23 protein-coding genes are annotated in these 21,419 nt (G+C 72.6%); 15 read left to right on the forward strand and 8 right to left on the reverse strand.

All coding sequences use genetic code 11. The annotated features are described in order from the left end of the window. Positions 1-2: 2 nt before the first annotated feature. The 5 genes from ACGFIM_RS29020 to ACGFIM_RS29040 are packed head-to-tail and all read left to right on the forward strand — an operon-like array spanning position 3 to position 4,264. A complete protein-coding gene (locus ACGFIM_RS29020) occupies positions 3-1,019 on the forward strand; it encodes a xanthine dehydrogenase family protein molybdopterin-binding subunit (protein WP_393206278.1) in 1,017 nt (338 codons plus the stop codon). Beyond that, positions 1,009-1,938 carry an AAA family ATPase gene (locus ACGFIM_RS29025; RefSeq protein WP_393206281.1) on the forward strand — a complete coding sequence of 310 codons (930 nt, stop codon included), beginning with the start codon at positions 1,009-1,011 and terminating at the stop codon, positions 1,936-1,938. Before ACGFIM_RS29020 ends, ACGFIM_RS29025 begins: the two co-directional genes overlap by 11 nt. Next, on the forward strand, positions 1,931-3,046 hold the full coding sequence (locus ACGFIM_RS29030) for a VWA domain-containing protein (protein WP_393206283.1): 1,116 nt from the start codon (positions 1,931-1,933) through the stop codon (positions 3,044-3,046). Before ACGFIM_RS29025 ends, ACGFIM_RS29030 begins: the two co-directional genes overlap by 8 nt. Before the next feature lie 5 nt (positions 3,047-3,051). Beyond that, a complete protein-coding gene (locus ACGFIM_RS29035) occupies positions 3,052-3,945 on the forward strand; it encodes an amidohydrolase family protein (RefSeq protein ID WP_393206286.1) in 894 nt (297 codons plus the stop codon). Positions 3,946-3,979: 34 nt separating this feature from the next. Next, complete coding sequence (locus tag ACGFIM_RS29040; RefSeq protein ID WP_393206289.1) at positions 3,980-4,264, forward strand: YciI family protein; 285 nt, start codon at positions 3,980-3,982, stop codon at positions 4,262-4,264. Positions 4,265-4,447: 183 nt separating this feature from the next. Here the strand turns inward: ACGFIM_RS29040 and ACGFIM_RS29045 are convergent, their stop codons facing one another. Together ACGFIM_RS29045 and ACGFIM_RS29050 are read right to left on the reverse strand one after the other, a co-directional pair. Next, on the reverse strand, positions 4,448-4,879 hold the full coding sequence (locus ACGFIM_RS29045; protein WP_393206292.1) for a nitroreductase family deazaflavin-dependent oxidoreductase: 432 nt from the start codon (positions 4,877-4,879) through the stop codon (positions 4,448-4,450). A 48-nt stretch (positions 4,880-4,927) separates the two neighbouring features. Continuing rightward, positions 4,928-5,725, reverse strand: coding sequence for a GNAT family N-acetyltransferase (locus ACGFIM_RS29050; RefSeq protein ID WP_393206295.1), 798 nt, complete (start codon positions 5,723-5,725; stop codon positions 4,928-4,930). A 164-nt stretch (positions 5,726-5,889) separates the two neighbouring features. Between ACGFIM_RS29050 and ACGFIM_RS29055 the strand changes: the two genes are divergently transcribed. From ACGFIM_RS29055 to ACGFIM_RS29065, 3 genes are all read left to right on the forward strand, one after another. Continuing rightward, positions 5,890-6,282, forward strand: coding sequence for a hypothetical protein (locus tag ACGFIM_RS29055; RefSeq protein WP_393206298.1), 393 nt, complete (start codon positions 5,890-5,892; stop codon positions 6,280-6,282). Positions 6,283-6,681: 399 nt separating this feature from the next. Then, on the forward strand, positions 6,682-7,332 hold the full coding sequence (locus ACGFIM_RS29060; protein WP_393206301.1) for an SPFH domain-containing protein: 651 nt from the start codon (positions 6,682-6,684) through the stop codon (positions 7,330-7,332). After that, entirely contained in the window at positions 7,329-7,604 is a 276-nt protein-coding gene (locus tag ACGFIM_RS29065; protein ID WP_393206304.1) for a hypothetical protein, read from the forward strand. Before ACGFIM_RS29060 ends, ACGFIM_RS29065 begins: the two co-directional genes overlap by 4 nt. 177 nt (positions 7,605-7,781) lie before the next feature. Here the strand turns inward: ACGFIM_RS29065 and ACGFIM_RS29070 are convergent, their stop codons facing one another. The 3 genes from ACGFIM_RS29070 to ACGFIM_RS29080 all read right to left on the reverse strand — a co-directional run bounded on the left by ACGFIM_RS29070 (position 7,782) and on the right by ACGFIM_RS29080 (position 11,548). After that, a complete protein-coding gene (locus ACGFIM_RS29070; protein WP_393206307.1) occupies positions 7,782-8,090 on the reverse strand; it encodes a hypothetical protein in 309 nt (102 codons plus the stop codon). A 146-nt stretch (positions 8,091-8,236) separates the two neighbouring features. Continuing rightward, positions 8,237-9,475 carry an Ig-like domain-containing protein gene (locus tag ACGFIM_RS29075; protein ID WP_393206310.1) on the reverse strand — a complete coding sequence of 413 codons (1,239 nt, stop codon included), beginning with the start codon at positions 9,473-9,475 and terminating at the stop codon, positions 8,237-8,239. Positions 9,476-9,715: 240 nt separating this feature from the next. Further along, the gene (locus tag ACGFIM_RS29080) at positions 9,716-11,548 is read right to left on the reverse strand and encodes a serine hydrolase (protein WP_393206313.1); all 1,833 of its coding nucleotides are present in this window, start codon (positions 11,546-11,548) and stop codon (positions 9,716-9,718) included. A 179-nt stretch (positions 11,549-11,727) separates the two neighbouring features. On the opposite strand from ACGFIM_RS29080, the gene ACGFIM_RS29085 reads away from it, so the two are divergent. Next, entirely contained in the window at positions 11,728-12,750 is a 1,023-nt protein-coding gene (locus tag ACGFIM_RS29085; protein WP_393206316.1) for a zinc-dependent alcohol dehydrogenase family protein, read from the forward strand. On the opposite strand, the gene ACGFIM_RS29090 is transcribed toward ACGFIM_RS29085, so the two are convergent. After that, a complete protein-coding gene (locus ACGFIM_RS29090) occupies positions 12,740-14,245 on the reverse strand; it encodes an alkaline phosphatase D family protein (RefSeq protein ID WP_393206318.1) in 1,506 nt (501 codons plus the stop codon). The two genes, ACGFIM_RS29085 and ACGFIM_RS29090, sit on opposite strands and share 11 nt — an antisense overlap. A gap of 223 nt (positions 14,246-14,468) precedes the next feature. On the opposite strand from ACGFIM_RS29090, the gene ACGFIM_RS29095 reads away from it, so the two are divergent. Then, entirely contained in the window at positions 14,469-15,419 is a 951-nt protein-coding gene (locus ACGFIM_RS29095) for a teichoic acid biosynthesis protein C (protein ID WP_393206321.1), read from the forward strand. Positions 15,420-15,724: 305 nt separating this feature from the next. Here the strand turns inward: ACGFIM_RS29095 and ACGFIM_RS29100 are convergent, their stop codons facing one another. Beyond that, on the reverse strand, positions 15,725-16,108 hold the full coding sequence (locus ACGFIM_RS29100) for a winged helix-turn-helix transcriptional regulator (RefSeq protein WP_393206324.1): 384 nt from the start codon (positions 16,106-16,108) through the stop codon (positions 15,725-15,727). Positions 16,109-16,209: 101 nt separating this feature from the next. Between ACGFIM_RS29100 and ACGFIM_RS29105 the strand changes: the two genes are divergently transcribed. From ACGFIM_RS29105 to ACGFIM_RS29125, 5 genes are all read left to right on the forward strand, one after another. Next, the gene (locus tag ACGFIM_RS29105) at positions 16,210-17,292 is read left to right on the forward strand and encodes an LLM class flavin-dependent oxidoreductase (protein ID WP_393206327.1); all 1,083 of its coding nucleotides are present in this window, start codon (positions 16,210-16,212) and stop codon (positions 17,290-17,292) included. Positions 17,293-17,384: 92 nt separating this feature from the next. Next, positions 17,385-18,158, forward strand: coding sequence for a BBE domain-containing protein (locus ACGFIM_RS29110; RefSeq protein ID WP_393206330.1), 774 nt, complete (start codon positions 17,385-17,387; stop codon positions 18,156-18,158). A gap of 28 nt (positions 18,159-18,186) precedes the next feature. Continuing rightward, positions 18,187-19,200 carry an NADPH:quinone reductase gene (locus ACGFIM_RS29115; RefSeq protein ID WP_393206333.1) on the forward strand — a complete coding sequence of 338 codons (1,014 nt, stop codon included), beginning with the start codon at positions 18,187-18,189 and terminating at the stop codon, positions 19,198-19,200. A 197-nt stretch (positions 19,201-19,397) separates the two neighbouring features. Further along, positions 19,398-19,799 (forward strand): hypothetical protein, encoded by a 402-nt coding sequence (locus ACGFIM_RS29120; RefSeq protein WP_393206336.1) that lies wholly within the window; start codon positions 19,398-19,400, stop codon positions 19,797-19,799. A gap of 10 nt (positions 19,800-19,809) precedes the next feature. Continuing rightward, positions 19,810-20,760: a hypothetical protein gene (locus ACGFIM_RS29125; RefSeq protein WP_393206338.1), complete on the forward strand. Its 951-nt coding sequence runs from the start codon at positions 19,810-19,812 to the stop codon at positions 20,758-20,760. 205 nt (positions 20,761-20,965) lie between these two features. Here ACGFIM_RS29125 and ACGFIM_RS29130 read toward each other — a convergent pair whose 3' ends face one another. Beyond that, the gene (locus ACGFIM_RS29130) at positions 20,966-21,274 is read right to left on the reverse strand and encodes a YbaB/EbfC family nucleoid-associated protein (protein WP_393206340.1); all 309 of its coding nucleotides are present in this window, start codon (positions 21,272-21,274) and stop codon (positions 20,966-20,968) included. Positions 21,275-21,419 lie beyond the last annotated feature (145 nt).

Raw genomic sequence — 21,419 nt, forward strand, 5'->3', positions numbered from 1 at the left:
CGATGGCGTTGCGGCGCGGGCGCGGGTACGCGGCGGTCAACTACCCGACGGGGATGAACCTGGGCGGCGACCCGTCGCAGGCCCTGGTGCACGCCACCACCATGGGCGGGTTCGTGGTGACGCTCTCCTCGGTGGACCTCGGCCAGGGGCTGCGCACGGTCGTCGCGCAGTGCGCGGCCGAGACGCTGGGCGTCCCGATCGAGAACGTCATCGTCGACACCGCCGACACCGACACCGGGCCGCACTGCATGGGGACGTTCGCCAGCCGCGGCACGCACCGCGTCGGCAACGCGGTGATCATGGCGGCGCGCGAGGCCAGGGAGGTCATGCTGCAGGTGGCGGCCGACGAGCTGGAGGTGGACGCGGGTGACCTGGAGACCGACGGCACCGGCCACATCCGGGTGAAGGGCGCGCCGGAGAAGAGGATCCACGTCAGCGAGGTGGCGCTGGCCGCGCACTTCCGCCAGGGCCGCACGATCTCCGGCCGCGGCATGTTCCTGAAGGAGCCGAGCACGGTGGTGCCGGAGACCGGGGAGATGGACCCCGACTCCTGCCAGGCGCACGCGTGCACGGTGGCCGAGGTCGAGGTGGACGACGAGACGGGCGTCATCGAGGTGCTACGGCTGTACAACACCTACGAGGTGGGCAGGGCGCTCAATCCCGCCATCGCGACGCAGCAGGTGGAGGGCGGCGCCTGGATGGGGCTGTCGCACGCGCTGTTCGAGTCGACGGAGCCGTACTATCCGCACTCGCGCGAGCACGGCCCGCTCGACTTCACCGAGTACCTGATGCCGGGCCCCGCCGACCTCCCGGTGCAGACCAGCGTGTTACTCGAGCGCCCTGCGGACAACGGGCCGTTCGGGGCGAAGGGCATCGGCGAGATGACCGCGAACGCGCCGATCCCCGCGATCGCGAACGCCGTGTACGACGCGGTCGGCGTGCGGCTGACGAGCATGCCGTTCACGCCGGAGAAGGTGCTGCGCGGCCTCGACGAGCTGCGGGCCGGCCGTGCGGGCTGAGGAGCCGGCCGACCCGGTGCTCGCCGACTCTGTGCTCGCCGACTCAGTGCCCGGCGACTCAGTGCTCGCCGACCAGGACGAGCTGGGCCGGCGGCTCGGCGCGGAGGGCTACCTGGCGGGCGAGGGCCTGCTGACCGCCGTGCACCTGGCCGGGGTGCTCGGGCTGCCGCTGCTGCTGGAGGGCGAGCCGGGCGTCGGCAAGACCGAGATCGCGAACGTGCTGGCCAGGGTGCTCGGCCGCGAGCTGATCAGGCTGCAGTGCTACGAGGGCCTGGACGCCTCCCAGGCCCTGTACGAGTGGGACCACCCGAAGCAGCTGCTGGCGCTGCGGGCCGCCGAGGTGGAAGGGCGGGGCGTCGGCGCGCTGTACCGGGAGGAGTTCCTGCTGCAGCGGCCGCTGCTGCGCGCCCTGCGGGCCGAGCGCGGCGCGGTGCTGCTGATCGACGAGATCGACCGGGCCGACAGCGAGTTCGAGGCGTTCCTGCTGGAGTTCCTCGGCGACTTCCAGATCACGATCCCCGAGCTGGGCACGGTGCGGGCGGCGAGCAGGCCGTTCGTCGTGCTCACCTCCAACAGGACGCGCGAGCTGCACGACGCGCTCAAACGGCGCTGCCTCTACCACTGGATCCCCTTCCCCGACGCCGAGCGGGAGCGGGCGATCATCCAGGCGCGCGAGCCCGGCCTGGACGAGCGGAGCGCGGCCCGGCTGGTGGCCGCCGTGCACCGCATCCGCGCGCTTGAGCTGCTGAAACGGCCGGGCATCGCCGAGTCGGCGTCGTGGGCGCGCGGCGTGCGCACGCTGGCCGGAGAGGGGGCGAGCTGGCCGGAGGCGATGCGCAGGTCGGCCGGGCTGCTCGTCAAGCACGAGGAGGACCTGGCGCTGGTCGAACGGCACGCGGCGGAGGTGTTCGGTGACTGACCCCGCTCTCGCCGGGCGCGTCGCCGGGCACGTGCACGGCTTCCTGCGCGACCTGCACGAGCAGGGGCTGCGGGTGCCGGTGCCCCGGCGGCTGGTCTTCCTGCGGGCGATCGAGGCCGCGGGCCCGCGCGACCTCACGCACCTGTACTGGATCGGAGCGAGCACGCTCACCGCGTCCCCCGAGGACCTGGAGATCTACACGCCGGTGTTCGAGCGCTGGTTCGGCACGGCGCGGGCGCGGCCCGCACCCTGTGAGGAGTCCCCCGACGACGAGACGCCCGCGCCGCGCGGCGGAGGGGACGACGCTCCCTTCGCGGCGGCGCTCGGCGGCCGGGCGGGCCGCGAGGCAGGGCAGGCCGAGCACGAGCGGCGGCCGGCGTTCGGGCCGGCGAGCGAGGACGAGCGGGCGGTGCTCACGCTGCTGCGGCGCGACCTGCGCCGCGCGGTGCCCGCCGTGCGATCGCGCCGCCGCCGGCCCGCACGGCGCGGCCCGTGGATCGACCTCGGCAGGATCTGCCGCGAATCCTGGCGCACCCACGGCGAGATCGTGACGCTGCGCAGGCGCGACCGGCCCCGGCGGCCGCGCAAGGTGCTGCTGCTCATCGACGTCTCCGGGTCGATGAAGCAGCACAGCGCCGCCTACCTGCGTTTCGCGCACGCCGTGACGGCACGGCTCGAGCGGGCCGAGGTGTTCACGTTCGGCACCCGGCTGACCCGGGTGACCGCGGCGCTGCGGGCGCGGGACGTGGACACGGCCGTCGCCGCTTTGAGCGAGGTCGTCCTGGACGCCGATGGCGGCACCAGGATCGGCGCCTCGCTCCAGGCGTTCCTGGGCAACCCGCGCTACGTCACGATGGCGCGCGGCGCGCTGATCATCGTGCTGTCGGACGGCCTGGAGCGCGGCGACTGCGAACCCATGCGGGCGGCGGTACGCCGGATGTCGCTGCTCGGCCACCGGCTGCTGTGGTGGACGCCGCTGGCCTGCGATCCGGCGTACCGGCCGGTCACGCGCGGCATGTCGGCCGTGCTCGGCCACCTGGACGGGCTGGCGGGCGTTCGTGACCTGCGCACGGCGTACGAGCAGCTCCAGACCCTCGGTAGGAAGTGATCGTCATGTACACGGGCCCCATCGTCGACGCTCACCACCACATCTGGCGCAAGGCGGACCTGCCATGGCTGTCGGGGCCGATGGTGCCGCGCATCTTCGGCCCGTACGAGGCGATCCGCCGCGACTACCTGATCGACGAGTACGTCGCCGAGGCCACCGCCTGCGGCATCACCGCTTCCATCTACGTGCAGACCAACTGGCCGCTCGACCGGGTCGAGGACGAGGTGCGCTGGCTGCGCGAGGTGCACGAGCAGAGCGGCTGGCCGATGGCCGTCGTGGCGGCGGCCGACATGTTCGACGAGGACGCGCCGCAGGTCATGCGGCGGCAGGCCGCGATCACCCCGCTGGTGCGCGGCGTGCGGCAGCAGCTGCACTGGCACGAGCGGCCGGAGTTCCGCTTCGCCGGCGGGCCCGACCGCATGAAGGACCCGGTGTTCAGGAAGAACGTCGGCGCGCTCGCCGATCTCGGCTGGCTGTTCGAGCTGCAGGTCTTCCCCGATCAGATGGCCGACGCCGCCGACCTGGTGGCCGGCTTCCCCGGCGTCACGTTCGTGCTGGTGCACGCCGGAATGCTGATCGGCGAGGAGGAGGCCGAGTCGTGGCGCTCGGGCATGGCCGCGCTGGCCGGGCTGCCGAACGTCGTCGTCAAGCTCACCGGGCAGGGCACGTTCGTGCATCGGGTGGACCCGGAGCTGATCTCCATGGTCACCGACGAGGTGATCGCCCGGTTCGGCGCGGACCGTGCGATGTTCGGCACCAACTTTCCCGTCGAGAAGCTGTGGACCGCCATGCCCCCGCTGGTCGGCGCGTGGAAGGACGCGCTGGCCCACCTCCCGCCCGCCGACCAGGAGGCGGTCTTCGCCGGCACCGCACGCCGGGTGTACGGGCTCACAAGTTGACTCGTATGACACGTATGGAAGGAATCAGCCCGCCATGCCACTGTTCGTCCTGACCTACGGCTACCACGACACCCCGCTGCGCGCCGAGCGCCGCGACGACCACCTCGCCCATCTGAAGACGCTGCACGAGGAGGGCAGCCTCGTCGCCGCCGGGCCGTACACGGACCTGACCGAAGGCATGATCGTGCTGCGCGCGGAGGACGAGAAGGCCGCGCAGGCGCTCGTCGAGCGGGACCCCTACACGCGGCTCGGCGTCACCAAGGACCGGCGGCTGCGCGAGTGGCGCGTGACGGCCGGCGACCTGGCCGCGGACTCCTGAGCGTAGATCCTCTGCGGATGCCGGCCCCCTGACCGCCGGATCCTGGCACCATGGACTCCGCCGCCGTCGCCTCTTGTGCCGGACGGGCGACGGCGGCGGGCTCATCACTTCGGCGTTGTGCGCCGGACGGGCGGCGGCGGGCTCGTCACGTTCTGTGCCGGACGGGCGACCGCGGCGCGCTCGTCACTTCGGGTCGAGCACGAACACCGGAATGCGGCGCTCGGTCTTCACCTGGTAATCGGCGTACGGCGGGAAGGCCGCGACCGCCCGCTCCCACCAGGCGGTCCGCTCCTCGCCGTCGACCTCGCGGGCGACGTACGTGCGGGTCACGGTGCCGTCCTGAAGCCGGACCTCGGGGTGCGCCTTGATGTTGTGGTACCACGTCGGGTGCTCGGGAGCACCGCCCTTGGACGCCACGACCGCGTAACTACCCTCGTGCTCCACCCGCATGACCGGCGTGTAGCGCAGCTTGCCGGTCTTCGCGCCGCGCACGGTCAGCAGCACCACGGGCCGGCCCTGGACCTGCACGCCTTCGGTGGTGCCGGTCTCCAGGATCTTCTTCGTCTGCTCCCGCACCCATTCGGTGGGGCTCAGCTCGACGTTCTGGTCAGCCATGAGAGAGATCAACAACGGGCTCGCCGCCCGCATTCCCGGCCGCCCGGGTCAGGCGGCCACCCAGTCGTGATTCTCGCGTACGAGGGTGAACCCGGCCGAGCGGTAGAGCGCCACCGCCAGCGTGAGCGACTTCGGCGTGACGACGGCGACCGCGCTCGCCCCGCGCTCGGCCAGCGCCGCGCACGCGGCCAGCACCGCCTCGCGGCCGTAACCGTGGCCGCGGTGGTCGGGGTGGGTGCCGACGGGTTCGAGCAGCGCGCACCTGCCCTCGCCCGCGAACCAGCCCGTCACGGCGGCGGCGGGCGCGCCTTCAGGAGTGCGTACGAGCGTCTCCACCGCGAGGTCGCCCGCCGGTGAGCGCTTCATGGCGTGCCAGCGCTCGACCGTGAACGTGGAACCGGGGAAGGCGGAGCGCTGCACGAGCACCCGGTCGGCGGCGGAGCCCGCGTCGACGAACTCGGCGCGGGTGGCGGCCACCGGGCGCGGGGTCCACGACAGGACCGCCCAGGGGTCCTCCAGCTCGCGCCGGAACCCGGGCATCGGCAGGCCGTCCGTACGGCGCTCGTCCGGTGCGAGCAGCTCCTCGGCGTCCGCCGCGATCGCCTCGACGCCGGCGCCCGGCGCGGTCGTCACGCGCAGCGCCTTGCCGTCGAGGAACCCGGCAGCCACCGGCGTGCCATCGGCGGTCCAGAGGTGAACGACCGCGTCGTCGAACCGGAGATACCACCCGATGTCGCCGGGGTGCACGCCGCCCGCGGGAACGTCTTCGGGGGTCCACTCACTCAGCGCGCGCAGCGCCGGGCCGGCCTGATCGGGGGTCAGGCGGTGCCGTACGAGCGAAGTCATGAACGGCAGGCTGACCAGCGCTCTCCGGCCCCCTCAAACGGTTATCGCCCCGCCGTGGCCACCTGGCGTGCACTGTTGGACGCCGGCGCGGCTTCATAAGGCGTTCATGCAGCTCTTAGGAATTTGTCGGCTGTCACCCTCTTTGTTGCAGGAAAGGCAGCATCGTGAAGAACAAGGAGGCGGAGGAGACCGAGCGCTCCGGGCTTCCCCGCCGCCGGCTGGTCACGTACGCGGGCATCGGCGCGACGCTCGCCGCCGCGGCGCCCCTCGCAGGCGGCACCCCGCGCAGGCCGACGACGAGCGCACGTTCGGCCGCGGCGGCAACCAGGGCCGCATGTGGCGGGCCGGCGGTCGTGGCCCGCTTCGGCCCGAACGACTGGCGCCGCCAGGGCCAGGACCGCGTCATCCGCCACACGCTGCGCGACGTCGGCCATGACAGCCACCTGCGGGTGCGCGGCACCGGCACCGACGAGATGGAGCCGCAGGCGGACGGCGAGGAGAGCCCGTGGGAAGACCTGTGGTTCTGCCCGAACCCGGTCTTCATCCGCGTCCGCTGACCGGCCGCGGCCGCGACACCCGCCGAGCCCCTGACGGAGGGGCGTTCTCACCGAGGGGGACGTGTCCGATCCCGGTACGGCCCGTCACGCGCCCCGTCCGCCACCGCCGCCCTGACCGACGGCGACCGGAGGCCGGCTGATCACCCCCGGCCCCCGGTCGCCCTCGCCCCTGCCGCCCACCGCAGCCGCAGCAGAGCCGGGCACCCGCCGCCGCACACGGTGCCCGGCCGCGACACGCCTCCCGCCCCGGCGTCGGCCCTCACCGGAACGCGTCTGCATGGTCTCCACCCGCGGAGATGGGTGCTGGGCCCGATGGTGGCGGCACCAGGCAGCGGCCAAGCTGGTAACCAGACGGACCCGATTCCCGGCGAACGGAACGAACGGTGAGGGGGCGAGGGCATGACGAACGACCGGGCGACCTCCCTCTATCAGGCGTTCACGATGGCGGAGCCGCCGATGTGGCTGCTCGTGGCCCTGCTGCCGCTCGCCGCGCTCGCCGCCCGGACACTGCGCGTGGTCGGGGAGGACGAGCGGCTCGTGGTGCACCGGCTCGGGCGCGCGGCCGGGCTGCGCGGTCCCGGGCTCGTCATCGTGTGGCCGTTCGTGGAGCGCGCGGTACGGGTGTCGCTGCGCCTGACGTACCTGGACCTGTTCGCCAAGGAGCTGGTCACCCGCGACGGCGTGACCGTGCAGGTCAAGGCCACCGCCGTGGCGGCCGTCGACGACCCCGTACGGTACGCGATCGCCGCCGACGGCCCGCTCACCGCCACCACGATCGCCGCCGAGGCGGAGCTGCGCAGGGAGGTCGGCAACCGGGACCTGGCCGACCTTCCCGGCCTGGTCACGCACGCCGGACCCGACCTCGCCGAGCGGGTCAGCCGGGCGGCGCGGCGGTGGGGCGTACGCGTCACCCTGCTCTCCGTCACCGATGTCCGGCTCCCGCTCAGGGGAGAGCTGATCGCCCGCGTCCGGCGAGCGGAGCTCCCGCGCCGCCCCGTCCCCGCCCCCGCGGCAGCAGTGCCCCTCACGGAAGGAGACACCCACCGGTGAACATCACGCACACCCACGTCCCAGGCGATGGCACCGTCCATCACTGCGACACCCGGCGAGGCGACCACCTCGCCGTCATCGTCAGCGCCGGCGGGCAGCGCACGCTCATCCTGTACGACCGGCAGAACCCCGACACCCCGGCGGTCACCCTGGAGCTCGACCAGCTGGAGGCCGACCAGCTCGCCGACCTGCTGCACAGCCGCCCGCTCGCTGACCGGCTGGCCGCGGTCGAACAGCGCCTGGAGGACATCCTGCACGAGGCTCGCCGATAACGCCCCGCACGGCGGTGGCGGACCGCCCCTGAGCGACGGCCCACCGTGGTGGCGGACCGCCCCGGAGCGACGGCCCGCCACCGCCACCCGCGGCCCACCGGGCCACGGCTCTGACGCCGGCCGCCACCCGGCACGGCACACCGGCCGGCGTCCAAGCGCCGGGGTCTGCCGGCCGGCTCAGCAGGTGCTGGCGCCGTCGAAGGCGCGGACGCCTCGGAAGACCTGCGAGGAGATGGTCTTGCCGGGGTCGACGGTCTGGCAGTCGCCGTCCCTCCCGCGTCCCCACAGGAGTTTCAGGCGCAGGCGGGTGTTGCAGTCGTTGCGGGCGTAGCCGGTCTTGGTGAACCGGCCCGTGGTCTGCCAGACGGCGACGCACATCGGGGCGTTGCCCCCGGGCGCGGCGCTCCACGCCGGGGCCGGGGCCGAGGCGAGCAGGCAGGTCAGGGCGGTGAGTCCGGTGGCCGTCGTTGTGGCGGCGAGGTTCATGGGAGTGCTCCATCCAGAAGGTCAGGCGTGCGGTCGGCGGCCCTGCCCGGCGGGTAACCGGCGGGCAGGGCGCCTGTCAAAGTCCGAGCGGGTCAGGCGTCCGTCAAAGGCCCGGCGGGCCGGGCGTCCGTCAAAGGCCGAGCGGGTCAGGCGTCCGTTGAGGCGGCGCCGGGTGGGGTGGCGGCCGAGGTTTTGAGCGCGCTGCCGGCCAGCCACTCCTCCCACGTCTTGGTCCAGGGCGTGGGGCCGTTGCCGAAGCGGAGCTTGCGCGAGGTACCCGTGATCTTGATGATGTCGCCGCGCTGAGTGAAGTTGTAGAACCAGTGGGCGTTGGCGGTGCTGGCGTTGACGCAGCCGTGGCTGACGTTGCGGCGGCCCTGGTCTCCGACCGACCAGGGCGCGGCGTGGAAGAACATGCCGCTGTAGGTGAGCCGGACGTTCCACTTGGTGTGGTGCAGGTACTCGCCCGGGATGCCGATGGTGGCGGAGTCCATGAGGAAGTCCGGCGCCTTCTCCTGGGCGATCATGGTGCCGGACCAGCTCTCGTAGCCGGGCTTGCCCAGGCTGACCGGGATGGTCTTGACGACCTTGCCGTTGCTGCGGACGACCGCCCGGTGCGTCCTGTTGTTGATCGTGGTGATGTGGCGGGGCCCGACGGTGAAGTGCACGGTGCGATCCTTGGTGCCCCAGACGTCGCGTCCGATCCGCAGCCCGGCCATGTGGGCGACCACGGTCACCTTCTCCCCCACCGGCCAGTACTCGCGGGGCCGGTACTGCACCTCCCGGTCGCTCACCCAGCTCCACGCGCCCTCGACCGGCTTGGACATGTGGACCGTGAGCGACCGCTCGACGGCCGCGCGGTCCTTCTGCGCGGTGACCGGCTTCGACAGCAGGACCTGGATGGGCATGCCGACGCCGACCTTCTCGCCGTCGAGCGGCGACATGCCGGTCTCCAGCACGCGCTTGGGCTTCAGCGTGGTGAACGCGGCCCGCTCGGTGACCGTCTTTCCGCCGTCGGGCGCGGCGGCCTGGGCCCGTACGGTGTAGGCGGTCGACGGCGTGAACGGCCAGGCCGGGCGCCACGTCCCGTCGGCGCCCAGGCGTCCGGGCACCTCGCGGCCCTTGGCGTCGGTGACGGACACCGAGGTGATCTTGCCGCCGGTGACCTTGAGGCCGATCCCGGCGTCCGGCGGCACCCGTTTCGCGCCATGGGCCGGCGTGATCGACAGCGTGGGCGGCGGGAGCGGGGCCCGGCGCGGCTGCTCCGGCGGCGGGCCGGAGTCACCGGCCGGTGCGCAGGCGGCGGTGCCGAGCAGCACCGCCGCGCAGGTGCTGATGAGTAGGGTGCCGCCGTTCCGCATCGCCGACGCCTCCGATTCCCCCATATATCCGACTAGGTAGCCCCTTGGCGGGACGGTGAGCGTTATGCCCGTGACTGAGGGTAATCATGCTGACATTCTGTGACCAGTCGGTGATCATCGGTGATGCGAGACTTCGGACCCGTAACCGTGGAACCCGGTCGTCGCGCCCGCCCCGCGCGCAGGGCGGTGACCGGGACGTACTCAGCCGCAAGGCGGGGACGGCGGTGACGACGGCTCAGGCCCCGGTGACGCCATGCACGATCGTCACGCCCAGCCGTACACCTTCTTGATGGCCGCGCCGATCTCGGTCACCAGCCCCGTCTCGTTGCCGTTCGCCAGCACCGCGTACCCGCCGCCCAGCTTCGGAAAGCCCTCGAACAGCGATCTGAAGCCGTAGTTGGAGCCGTCGTGCAGGTACGAGAAGCGGTCGGTGCCGACGCCCGCGAGGAACACGCCGCGCCCCATGGTCGGCTGCGGCCCGGTGGAGAGCATGGTGTGCACCGAGGCCCTGGTCAGCGGGCCGTCGATGGTGCCGGATGCGGTGTAGGCGCGGTTGAGGGAGGAGATGAGGCGGCACAGGTCGAGGACCGTGGTGTAGAGGCCGGCGGCGGCCGACTCGGGGTAGCGGTTGCGCTTGCCGGGGATGACGGCGCCGGCCGAGGTGTGGCCGGCGGCCAGCTCGAAGCCGGGCGACAGGGCGTACGAGCTGGACTTCATGCCGAGCGGCGCGAACACCTCGTCGGCCATGTACGCCGCGAAGGACCGCCCGGTCTCCTGCTCGATCATGCGCTGCAACAGGACGAACCCGGCGCCCGAGTAGTGGTACTCGGCCCCGGGCGCGGTGGTCAGCTCGATCTTCGGCGAGTTGCCCTCACCGTTCATGACCTGCAGCAGCGACGGCACGGTGGCGTTCGGGCCGTACCCGGCGAAGCCGCCGCCGCCCGCGTCGAAACCGGAGCAGACGCCGGCCGGTGAGGTGGAGCCCCGGCCGATGACGCCGGCGCGGTGGGTGAGCAGCCGGTCGATGGTGGGCACGGCGCTGGAGGTGACGCAGGAGCGGCGACCGAGCGTCCAGCCGAGGTGGGGGCGCACGTCCGCGCTGAGGGCGATCTCGCGGGTCTGCAGCAGCCGCAGCACGCCGACCGTGGCGACCGCCTTGCTGATGGAGGCGGCCTGGAACGCGGTCTCGGGGTGCGCCGCCGCGCCGCTGCCGGCCTCCAGCCAGCCGTAACCGGTGGACCAGGCGATCTTGTTGCCGGTGACCACAGCGACCGCCACGCCGGGCGTCTTGTAGGCGTTCATCCGCTGCCAGATGGTGCCGCCGCCCACGGAGTTCTCGACCTTGCGCACCTTGTCGGCGGGCAGGGACGGCAGCGTGCCGCGCGTGCTGAGCGCCCAGCCGCCGGACGGGCTGAAGGCCAGCGCGTGCACCTGCCAGCCGCCGTTGTGGAGGGTGCCCATGCGGGAGTAGCAGGCGTCGGGGATGCTCCGGGCGAAGTAGGTGTCCTGCGCGACGACCACCCAGCCCTTGTCCTTGGGGAAGGCGACGTGCGTGATGCGGCGGCCGCCCTGCGTCAGGTTGCGCATCATCTGGAAGCACTCGTCGTCGATGCCCCGCGCGTAGAAGCCGCCGGAGGCGGCCACGACCCAGCGGTCGCCGCCGGCGGGCGGGAAGGCGACGGACACGACCTGCTGCCCCGCGTCGTAGTACGCCTCGATGCGCTCTCGGCACTCGGCGGGCACGCCGCGCGCCGACACGCCCTTGTCCGTGGTGATCACCCAGCGGTCGCCGCCCTCGGGCGGGAACGCCACGCAGGTGATCTGCCGGCCGGCCTGCACCAGCGAGCCGAGCTCGGTGAAGCACGCGTCGGGGATGCCGCGGGCGAAGTAGCGGCCGTCCCTGGTGACGATCACCCATCCGCCCGACGGTGTGAAGGCCAGGGCCGTGATGCCGTACGGGGCCAGCCCGGCGAGCTTGTCGTGCATCTCCGCCGGCACGCCGCCGTCGTAACCGGGGTAGCTCGCGGCGTAGGCGGGCGCGGCGATGCCCGCACCCGCGGCGGCGCCGGCGAGCGCCAGGAAACGACGGCGGTCCATATCGATCACTCACTCCTCACAGACGGCAATGGGCGGTGATCATAGCGGCACCCCGATCGTCATGCGCGAGTCCGCGAAACCCCTGGAACGGGCCAAAGTTCCGGGCGGGGCGCCGGCGCGGGCCCGTACCAGGAAACAAACGAGGAGGTACGGAGGAGAGCGCCGGAAGGAGACCTGCGATGCGCGGAGCGGTCCTGCACGGACCCGGCGACGTCCGTGTGGAAGAGCGCCGCGACCCGGAGATCGTCGAGCCCACCGACGCGATCATCCGGTTGACCGCGACCTGCATCTGCGGTTCCGACCTGTGGTCCTACCGCGGCCTGGAGGAGACCGCCGAGGCGGCGCCCATGGGCCACGAGTACGTGGGCGTCGTCGAGGAGGTCGGTCCCGAGGTGACCAGGGTCAGGCCGGGCCAGTTCGTGGTCGGCTCGTTCTGGGCGTCGGACAACACCTGCGAGATCTGCCGCGCCGGCTACCAGAGCGGCTGCGTCAACCGCGTCCTGATGGGCTCGATCGGCACGCAGGCGCAGCTCGCGCGCATCCCGCACGCGGACGGCACGCTGGTGGCCACCCCTGGCACCCCCGATCCCGACATCGTGCCGAGCCTGCTCGCCGCCTCCGACGTGCTGGGCACCGGCTGGTTCGGCGCGGTCGCCGCCGCCGTGGAGCCGGGCAAGACCGTGGTGGTCGTCGGTGACGGCGCGGTCGGGCTGTGCGCGGTGCTGGCGGCCGGGCGGCTCGGCGCGGAGCGGATCGTCGCGATGACCCGGCACGCGCCCCGCCAGGAGCTCGCCCGCGCCTTCGGCGCGACCGACATCGTGGCCGAGCGCGGCGACGAGGGCGTGGCCCGGATCATGGAACTGACGAACGGGCTCGGCGCGCACAGCGCCATCGAGGCGGTCGGCACGCAGGAGTCGATGCTGCAGGCGATCCGCTCCACCCGGCCGGGCGGCCACGTCGGCTTCATCGGGTACGCCCACGACGTGGCGCTGCCCGGCGACGAGCTGTTCTTCTCGCTGGTGCACCTGCACGGCGGGCCGGCTCCCGTACGCCAGTACCTGCCGCACCTGATCGACCTCATCTGGAACCGCGAGATCGACCCCGGCCGGGTCTTCGACATGACGCTGCCGCTCGATGAGGCCGCCGAGGGCTACCGGGCGATGAACGAGCGCCGCGCCGTCAAGGTGCTCCTCACGCCCTAGCCTCGACCAGGCCGGGGATGCGGTCCTGCAGGGCGAGCACGGCCGCGGTCTCGGCGGTCGCGCCCGGACGGCTGACGTACCGCAGGATCTTGAAGGTGGCGGTCAGCGTGCTCATGGTGACGTCCACCATGAGGTAGCCGCGGCGGCTCAGGTGCAGCTTCAAGTGCGGGTTTCCGGCCAGCAGCGGATCGGCGGCCGGGTCGATGTCGACGCCGTCGCCGCCGCTGGTGATCGAGGTGACGGCGAGCTCGGCGCCGATCGGGCGCGCCGCCGGGTCGTCGTAGTCGAGCACGATGTCGCCCGCCCAGTGCGCGTGCACGTCCCCGGTCAGCACGGCGACGTTGCGGGCGCCCGCCTGCAACCAGCCCTCGCTGACCCGCAGCCGGGCGGCGGTGTAGCCGTCCCAGGCGTCCTGGCGCACCAGGCGGCCGGGGCCCGGGTCGCGGTCGCGCTGGCCGAAGAAGACCTGCTGGCAGACCAGGTCCCAGCGGGCGCGCGAGCGGTGGAAACCGTCCAGCAGCCACCGCTCCTGGTCCAGGCCGAGCATCGTCCTGCTGGGCCCGTCGGGCTGCGGGCAGTCGTGGAAGCCGGCGCCGCACAGGTGCGGGTCGCGGTGCTGGCGGGTGTCGAGCACGTGCAGGGTGGCCAGGCCGCCCCAGCGCAGGCGGCGGAAAAGCTGCATGGCGGTGCCGCCGGGGCGGGCGGCGGGCCGGAGCGGCATGTGCTCGTAGTAGGCGCGGAACGCCGCCGCGCGGCGCACGGCGGGGATGAGGTTGGTCCAGTTGTTGACCACCTCGTGGTCGTCCATGACGGCCACCCACGGGGCGGCGGCGTGTGCGGCGCGCAGGTCGGGGTCGGTCTTGTAGAGGGCGTGGCGGCGCCGGTAGTCGGTCAGCGTCATGGCCTCGGGGCCGCCGTGGTCGCGGATGTTGCCGCCGGGTCCCAGCAGGTGGTCGCTGCCCTGCTCGTAGATGTAGTCGCCGAGGTTCACCACGAGGTCGGGACGCTCGGCGGCCAGCGCCGCGTACGCGGTGAAGTAGCCGTGCTGGTAGTTGGCGCAGGAGCAGACCGCCATGCGCAGCGGGGTGCCGGTCGTGCCGGGCGCGGGCGCGGTGAGCGCGCGGCCGATGGGCGAGACGTACGGCCCCGCCTTGAAGCGGTACCAGTACGGGCGGCCGGGCCGCAGGCCGGTCACGGTGACGTGCACGCTGTGGACCCATTCGCGTACGGCAAGCTGAGTGCCGCTGCGGACGACGCGCTTGCCCGCCGGGTCGGCGAAGACCTGCCAGTGGACCGGCACCGGCGTGTCCGGCATGCCGCCGTATCCGTCCTCGGCCAGCGGCTCCGGCGCGAGCCTGGTCCACAGCACGAACCCGCCGGGGTCGGGGTCGCCGCTGGCGATGCCGAGCGTGAACGGCTCGCCGAAGCCGGCCGACGGCACCAGGGACGGCAGGCCCCAGGCGAGGCCGGCCGCCAGGAAGGATCTCCTGCTCACCACAGCAAGCATGATCGCCGCGAACGGCATCTATGCGGACGATGACACGCCAGCCGCCAGGCAAAGAACAGATCCGGCTCACCCGGTACGGCGGAGTATGTCGCTGATGTTACAGAGATAACACCGGACCCTCGCTCATCTGACATCCCGGTGTTAACCTGACGGCGCGCCTTACCCCCGGACGCGCGCCCAGGCTGGGCTGCGAGGAAGGTGACCGTCACGCATGCATTCTGTAAACGTTTCCCGCAGGCACCTGTTCACCATCGGCGCAGGTGCGGTCGCGGCCGCCGCCCTCGCGACGGAGCCGGCCGCGGCCGCCGAAGGCCGGTTCCAGCTCACCGCCCCCTCGACCTCGCTGCTATGGAAGAAGCCGCTGCACGACCAGACCGTCATGCAGTCCTTCGCCTTCGACAACCGCAACGGCCACATCTACACGCTGCAAGTGAAGAACGGCAAAGGCTCCAACGCCGCCGGCGACCTCTGCCTCACCAAGCTCAGCCTGTCCGGCTCGATCCTCGGCCACATGTACCTCATGGGCTTCGGCCACGGCGTGCAGTTCGGCGTCGAGCCGTCGGGCTCCAGCGCGTACATGTGGACGGAGACCGACGGCATCAGCGACGACGACAGCTCGCGCGGCACCAGGCTGGCGCGGTTCAAGTTCGTCAACGGGCAGACCCTCACCACGTCGTCGTCCGCGCTCACCAAGCACACGCCGATCTCCGGCGTGCGCAATACCACCTGCACGATCGACCCGTCCACCGACCGGCTGGTGATGCGCTACCACGACGGCAGCATCTTCCATTACGCGGCCTACAACCTGGCGGACGTCAAGGCGGGCAGGTACGACCCGATCTTCCACATCCCCCAGCCGTCCGGGCTCGGCACCTTCCAGGGGTACGCCGCGTACGGCAACTTCGTCTACTTCCTGACCGGCAATGCCTACAGCAGCGACAACCCCCCGCCCGGCAACAGCTTCATCACCTGCCTCGACCTGCGCACCGGCGAGCAGGTGCAGCGGGCCCGCACCGAGGCCGGCCGGTCGCTCGACTTCCGCGAGCCCGAAGGCATGGGCATCCAGATCGCGAACGGGCAGCCGCGGCTGTGCCTGGGCCTCGCATCGGGCGAGTCGGGAGCCCGGCTGGCCAGCATCTTCTACAAGAGCGAGATGATCTGACCTCGCGCGCCGGTGGGGCGCGTGGACCTGCCCAGGCGGGTGCACGCTCTCGCCCCGGCGCGCCCGGCTCTCGCCCCACCGCGCCCGGCTCTCGCCCCACCGCGCCCGGCTCTCGCCCCACCGCGCCCGGCTCTCGCCCCCGGTGCGTCCGGCTCTCACCCGCCGGACGCGACCGGTTCCCACTCAGCGGGCCCGCGCTCTGCCCCGGTGCGACCGGCGCTCACTCGGCGGGCCCGCGCTCGCACCCGGTGCTACCGGCGCTCAGTGCGGCGGTTCTGAGCCCCGCCCTGCCCGAGTCCGGGCCGTTACTCCGGTGGGTCCGTGCCGACGTCCGGCCAGCGCGTGAGGTAGTCCGCGATGGGGCGGATCGCGGCGAGCAGGTCGGCGCCGCGCGGCGTGAGCCGGTAGCGCACCGAGACCGGGGTCGTGGGGATGACCGTGCGCTCGACCAGCTCGGCGCTTTCGAGCTGCTTGAGCCGGACGGTCAGCATGCGCGCGGAGATGCCGTCGACCGACGCGGCGATCTCGGTGAACCGCTCGGCGCCCCTGGCCAGCGCGAGCAGCACGCCGGGGGCCCAGCGCTGCCCGACGACCTCGAGCGCGCGACCGGCGCGGCGGCACTCGGCCTCGTCGCTGTGGTCCCACAGGGTGCGCGGGGTGCGCGGCGCGTGCGTTCTCGGGATGGTCACTTACCCAGTGTAAGTCGGTTCTTGCAGATACGAGCACTTACTTTTCGTAAGTCGGTTACCGGGTGTTTGTGCGCTCGCGCGGCGGCGGCAAGCCTTGAGCCATGCCCGACTACGGTCACGAGCTGCGCTTCGGCAGCTTCGTCACACCCACAGCCGACCGGCCGCAGCACGTGGCCGACCTGGCCTTGCTCAGCGAGGACGAGGGCCTGGACCTGGTCACCGTGCAGGACCACCCGTACCAGGGCCGCCTCCTCGACGCCTGGACCGTGCTCACCTGGGCGGCCGCACGCACGACGGCGATCCACGTCGCCGCGAACGTCACGAACCTTCCCCTGCGCCCGCCCGCCGTGCTCGCCCGTTCCGTGGCCGCCCTCGACCTGCTCAGCGGCGGCCGGGCGGCGCTCGGGCTCGGCACCGGCGCCTTCTGGGACGCCATCGCCGCGATGGGCGGGCCGCGAAGGACCCCGGCCCAGGCGGTGAGCGCGCTGGACGAGGCGCTCGACGTCATCCGCGGCGTCTGGGCGGGCGACGACCCCGGACCGCTGCGCGTGGACGGCGCCCACTACCGGATCGACGGCATGCCGCGCGGGCCGTCGCCGGCGCACGACGTGCCCGTCTGGCTGGGCGCGTTCAAGCCGCGCATGCAGCGCGTCATCGGCCGCAAAGGCGACGGGTGGCTGCCCAGCCTGCCCCGGCTGGGGCCGGGCGACCTCGCCCGCGGCAACCGCGTCATCGACGAGGCCGCCGTCCAGGCCGGCCGCGACCCGCGCGTTGCCGTCACCCGCCTGCTCAACGTCACCCCCGGCGACAAGGCCGAGGACCTCGCCAGGCTGGCCGCCGACGACGGGGTGAGCGTGTTCATCGTCGCCACCGACGATCCGTCCGAGCTGCGCCGGTTCGCCCGCGAGACCGCCCCCGAGATCCGCGAACGCGTCGCCGAGTCCCGCGCGGGAAAGGGGGACGGCCGGGGCGTGGCTCCCGGCGGCGGCTCCCCGGCCCAGGCCCGCTCAGATGACGGCGGCTCCTTATCCGAGCCCCGCGCGCGAGACGGCGTCCCCGTGCCGGGGGACACCAGCGGCCGGGTCGTCGCGTTCGGGGGTGAGCCCGTACCCGCGCGGCTTGCGGCGCGGGCGGGCTGGCGACGGCGGGCGGGATCGGCTGGTTCGCCCGGCAGCGCGGGCTGACCATCGACCACCTGCGCGCGGTCGAGCTCGTCACGGCCGGCGGCGAGCTGGTCAGGGCCGACGGCGCGGAGAACCCCGACCTGTTCTGGGCGATGCGCGGCGCCGGGTCGAACTTCGGCGTCGCGGTGGCGTTCGAGTTCGATGCCCATCCGGTCAGCGAACGGGTGGGGTTCGCGATGCTGGCGTACGTACCGGACGATCTCGCGCGGTTCCTGCACGAGTGGGGCGCCGCGCTCGAGAGCGCCCACCCCAGCGTGTCCGGCTCGCTCATGATGAGCCCGGCCCCCGCCGGATACCCGGCCGCCGTGCAGGCCCTCATCATGGTGGACTCCGCCGACCCCGACACGGTCGTCGAGCGGCTCACGCCGCTGGCCGGGCCGGCGCCGCCGGCCGGGCAGTCGGTACGGCTCACACCGTACAGCGCGCTGCTCGCCGTGCCTCCCGGTGAGGAGGTGCAGCACGGCCACGGGCGGCCCGTCGCGCACTCCGGGCTCGTCCGGCACCTGACCCCCGAGGTCGCGGCGCGCCTCGCCGATCTGATGGCCGCCCGCGACCGCTTCATCCTCACGATCCGCTCCGCCGGCGGTGCCGGTGTGCCCGCCGACGCCACCGCCTACGCGTGGCGCGAGGCGAACTTCCTGGTCGCGACGCTCGGCGGCGCCTCGCGCGACCTCGCCGTCCGGTGGGAGCGGCTGCTGCCGCTGTTCGACGGCGCGTACCTGAGCTTCGAGACCGGCACCGGGCCGGAGGTCCTGGCCCGCGCCTTCCCGCCCGGCCACCTGCGGCGGCTGCGCGAGCTCAAGCGCCGCTGGGACCCGACCGGCCTGTTCCGCGACAACTTCCCCATCGACCCCGCGGGCTCCTGACCCGCGCCGGCTGTCCAAGGAGAGACAGATGAGAGCCGTCCTGTACCGCGAGATCGGCGACCCGTCCGTGCTGCAGCTCATCGAGCGAGACGTGCCCGAGCCGGGGCCCGGCGAGGTCCGGGTACGCGTGCTCGCCTCCGGCGTCAACCCCACCGACTGGCGCTCGCGCTCCACCCCCGGCTGGCCGATGCAGTACCCCGAGGTCATCCCCCACCACGACGGCGCCGGCGTGATCGACGCGGTCGGCCCCGGCGCCGAGACGTTCGCTCCCGGCGACCGGGTGTGGGTGATGGCGGCGCGCTTCGGGCGCCTCACCGGGACCGCGCAGGAGTACACCGTGCTGCCCGTCTGGAAGGTGCGGCCGCTGCCGGACGGCGCCCCGTACGAGCTGGGCGCGGCGCTGGGGGTGCCCGCGCTCACCGCGCACCGGGCGCTCACCGTCGCCGAGAACGGGCCTCGCCGCCTGGCACCGAAGGCGCTGGACGGCCGCACCGTGCTGGTGGCGGGCGGCGCGGGCGCGGTCGGGAACGCGGCGATCCAGCTCGCCCGCTGGGCCGGGGCCACCGTGATCAGCACCGTCAGCGGCCCCGAGAAGGCGGCGCTGGCCACCGCCGCCGGCGCGCACCACGTGGTCAACTACCGCGAGGGCGACCCGGCGGCCGAGATCAGGTCGGCCGCCCCCGGCGGCGTGGACATCGTCGCCGAGGTCGCCATCGCCCGCAACAACGACCTCGACCTCGCGGTCATCAGGAACGGCGCCACGATCGCCGTCTACGCCGACGACCGGCCCACGGTCGAGCTGGACATCCTCACCAACCTCCGGCTCGACGTCCGCTACCAGTTCCTCATCCTCTTCACCGACTTCGACCGGATGGCCGCCGCGGCCGACGACGTCACGGCGGCGCTGCGGGACGGCGCGTTCGGCGTGGGCGAGGAGCACGGTCTGCCCGTCCACCGCTTCCCGCTGGCCGAGACGGGCGCGGCCCAGGACGCCGTCCAGATGGGCGCGGTCGGCAAGGTGATCGTGGACCCCAGCGCCTGACGCGGCGCGAGGGGCGGGCACCACGGCCCGTCCCTCCACCGCTCCCGGCTCCCCGGCTCCCGGCTCCCACAAGACCGAAATATCCACATTCGTCCCTATGGCGCCGTCTCCCCCAACCGAAAGGCAACCGAATGGTCATCTGACGGAAATGAACGGTGCAGAGACTGGCCACCCGAGCGTTGCGCGGGAGGAGTCACGTGGAAATCGATCACTCGATCATGCGGAACAGTGGAGCGTCGATCCACGACAGCGCGATCCAGTTCGGCATGGCCGCCGGCCGCATCCGGGGAGACCTCGAACCGCTGCTCCCCCACTTCGGCGACCCCGAGAGCGACGAGGCCGCGCGCATCTTCCGCCATGGCACGGAGGGCCACCCCGGGTTCGACGACGCCTTGGAGGATCTGGACAAGGCGCTGCGCAACCTGGTGGAGTCGTACAAGGCGATCGGGCAGGGCGTCGTGGCGATGAGCACGAACGTCAAGGCCGCCGAGTGGGCCAGCATGATCGACAAGAACGCCTACCTGCGGAACCTGATCGAGTTCGCCCGCCGTGGCGACGGCGACATCCCCGTGCCGTCCACCAACGTCGAGCTGGAGTGAGGAGCGGGACGTGTCCATCGGGCTCGCGAGCAAGGTCGTCCTCGGCGGCATGGCGGGCGCCGGCGCCGCCGGCATGCTGGCCCCGGAGTTCCTGTTCGGCGTCTCCTTTCTGTCGGGCGACCCCGAGAAGATCAACAAGGCCGCCGACATCCTCGACGAGATCGCCGACGCCGTCGACAAGCAGTTCCAGGACGCGCACAAAGAGGCCGCCAAGGTGTGGCAGGGGAACGAAGGCCCCGGCACCGAGGCGTTCAAGAGGTTCTGGAACGAGGAGTTCGGCCCGGCCGTCATGGCCGTCTCGCTCAAGTACCGCAGCGTCGCCGGCGCCTGCCGGGCCTACGCCGACGTCATCGAGAAGATCAACCACGCGCTCGAGGTGCTGTGCACGATCCTCACCGTGGACATGATGTACACCATCGGCTACCAGGTCTTCACGTGGAAGCTCTTCCAGGCCATCATGAAGCGGCAGGCGCTGCTGCTGACGTTCACGGCGAAGCGGTTCGTCACCATGCTGCTGCCGACGTTCGCGTACTGGGTGGCCGACAGCGCGCTCTACGCGTCGGGCGAGGTGCTGCTGCCGTATGCCGCCAACAAGCTCGGCGGCATCAAGACCGACATGTCGGGCAACGAGGTGCAGTCGCTGGACCACAACCTGAAGACGTTCCGCGAGAACTTCGTGGCGAACATGGTCTTCGACAGCGTCGTGGACGGCGGCACCGCGCTGATGACCAAGGTGCCCGGTCTGCGCACCCTCGCCACCAACGCGGAGTTCCCGAACGGCGTGACGCTCAACACCGGCAGCTTCGTGCCCCGCATGGCGGCCTCGACCGCGTACACGATGACGCTGGACCTCCAGCACGGCGACAACCCGCTGCCGGGCACCGAGCACGGGCTGACCGAAGAGGAGATGTACCAGAAGTACATCGTGCACGGCACCCGCAGCTTCATCCCGCGCCTGTGACGCCGGCCTCCCGCACCTCGAGGCCGGGACGCCGGCCTCATCACCGGGCGCGGGTCCCGCATACCCCGGATCATGGGCCTACGCCACCCAGACGCGGACTCCGCGCCACCCAGCGCGGGACCCGCACCCCTGGCGCGGGTTCCGCATCACCCGGCACGGGTTCCGCACCCCCCGGCGCGAGGCCCGCGTCACCGGTGACGGCGGGTCACAGGTAGGGGCGGGTCACCTCCATGAGGCGGCGGGCCGCGTCCTCCGTCGCCCGCCGCGACGCCTCCAGGATCGCCTCGGCCAGCTCCTGCGAGCCCATCCGCATCGCGCGCGGGTCGATGCGCAGGCCGGTCAGCTGGCCTGTCGCGGTGACGCGCACACTGATCTTGCCGTCGCGGCTCGCCGCCTCGCCGGTGACGTCGCCGACCTGGGCCATGACGTCGGAGAACTCCCGGGAGTTCGCGCGGAACTCCGCCATGACCCGGTCGAGCTCGAGGTCGCCGGTTCGTAGATCACGTTCTGCCATCCCGCATTATTTACAGATCACCCATATCAGTGGCAATGCGTAAAAATCGGGATTTAGCGGGTGTGAGGGCGGGCGACCCGGCACCGGTGTCCTCGCCGGTCACGCGGCCCGGTCAGGCGGCCCGGTCAGGCGGCCCGGTCAGGCG

Source organism: Nonomuraea sp. NPDC049309, from assembly GCF_043196965.1.
Lineage (GTDB): Bacteria > Actinomycetota > Actinomycetes > Streptosporangiales > Streptosporangiaceae > Nonomuraea > Nonomuraea fastidiosa.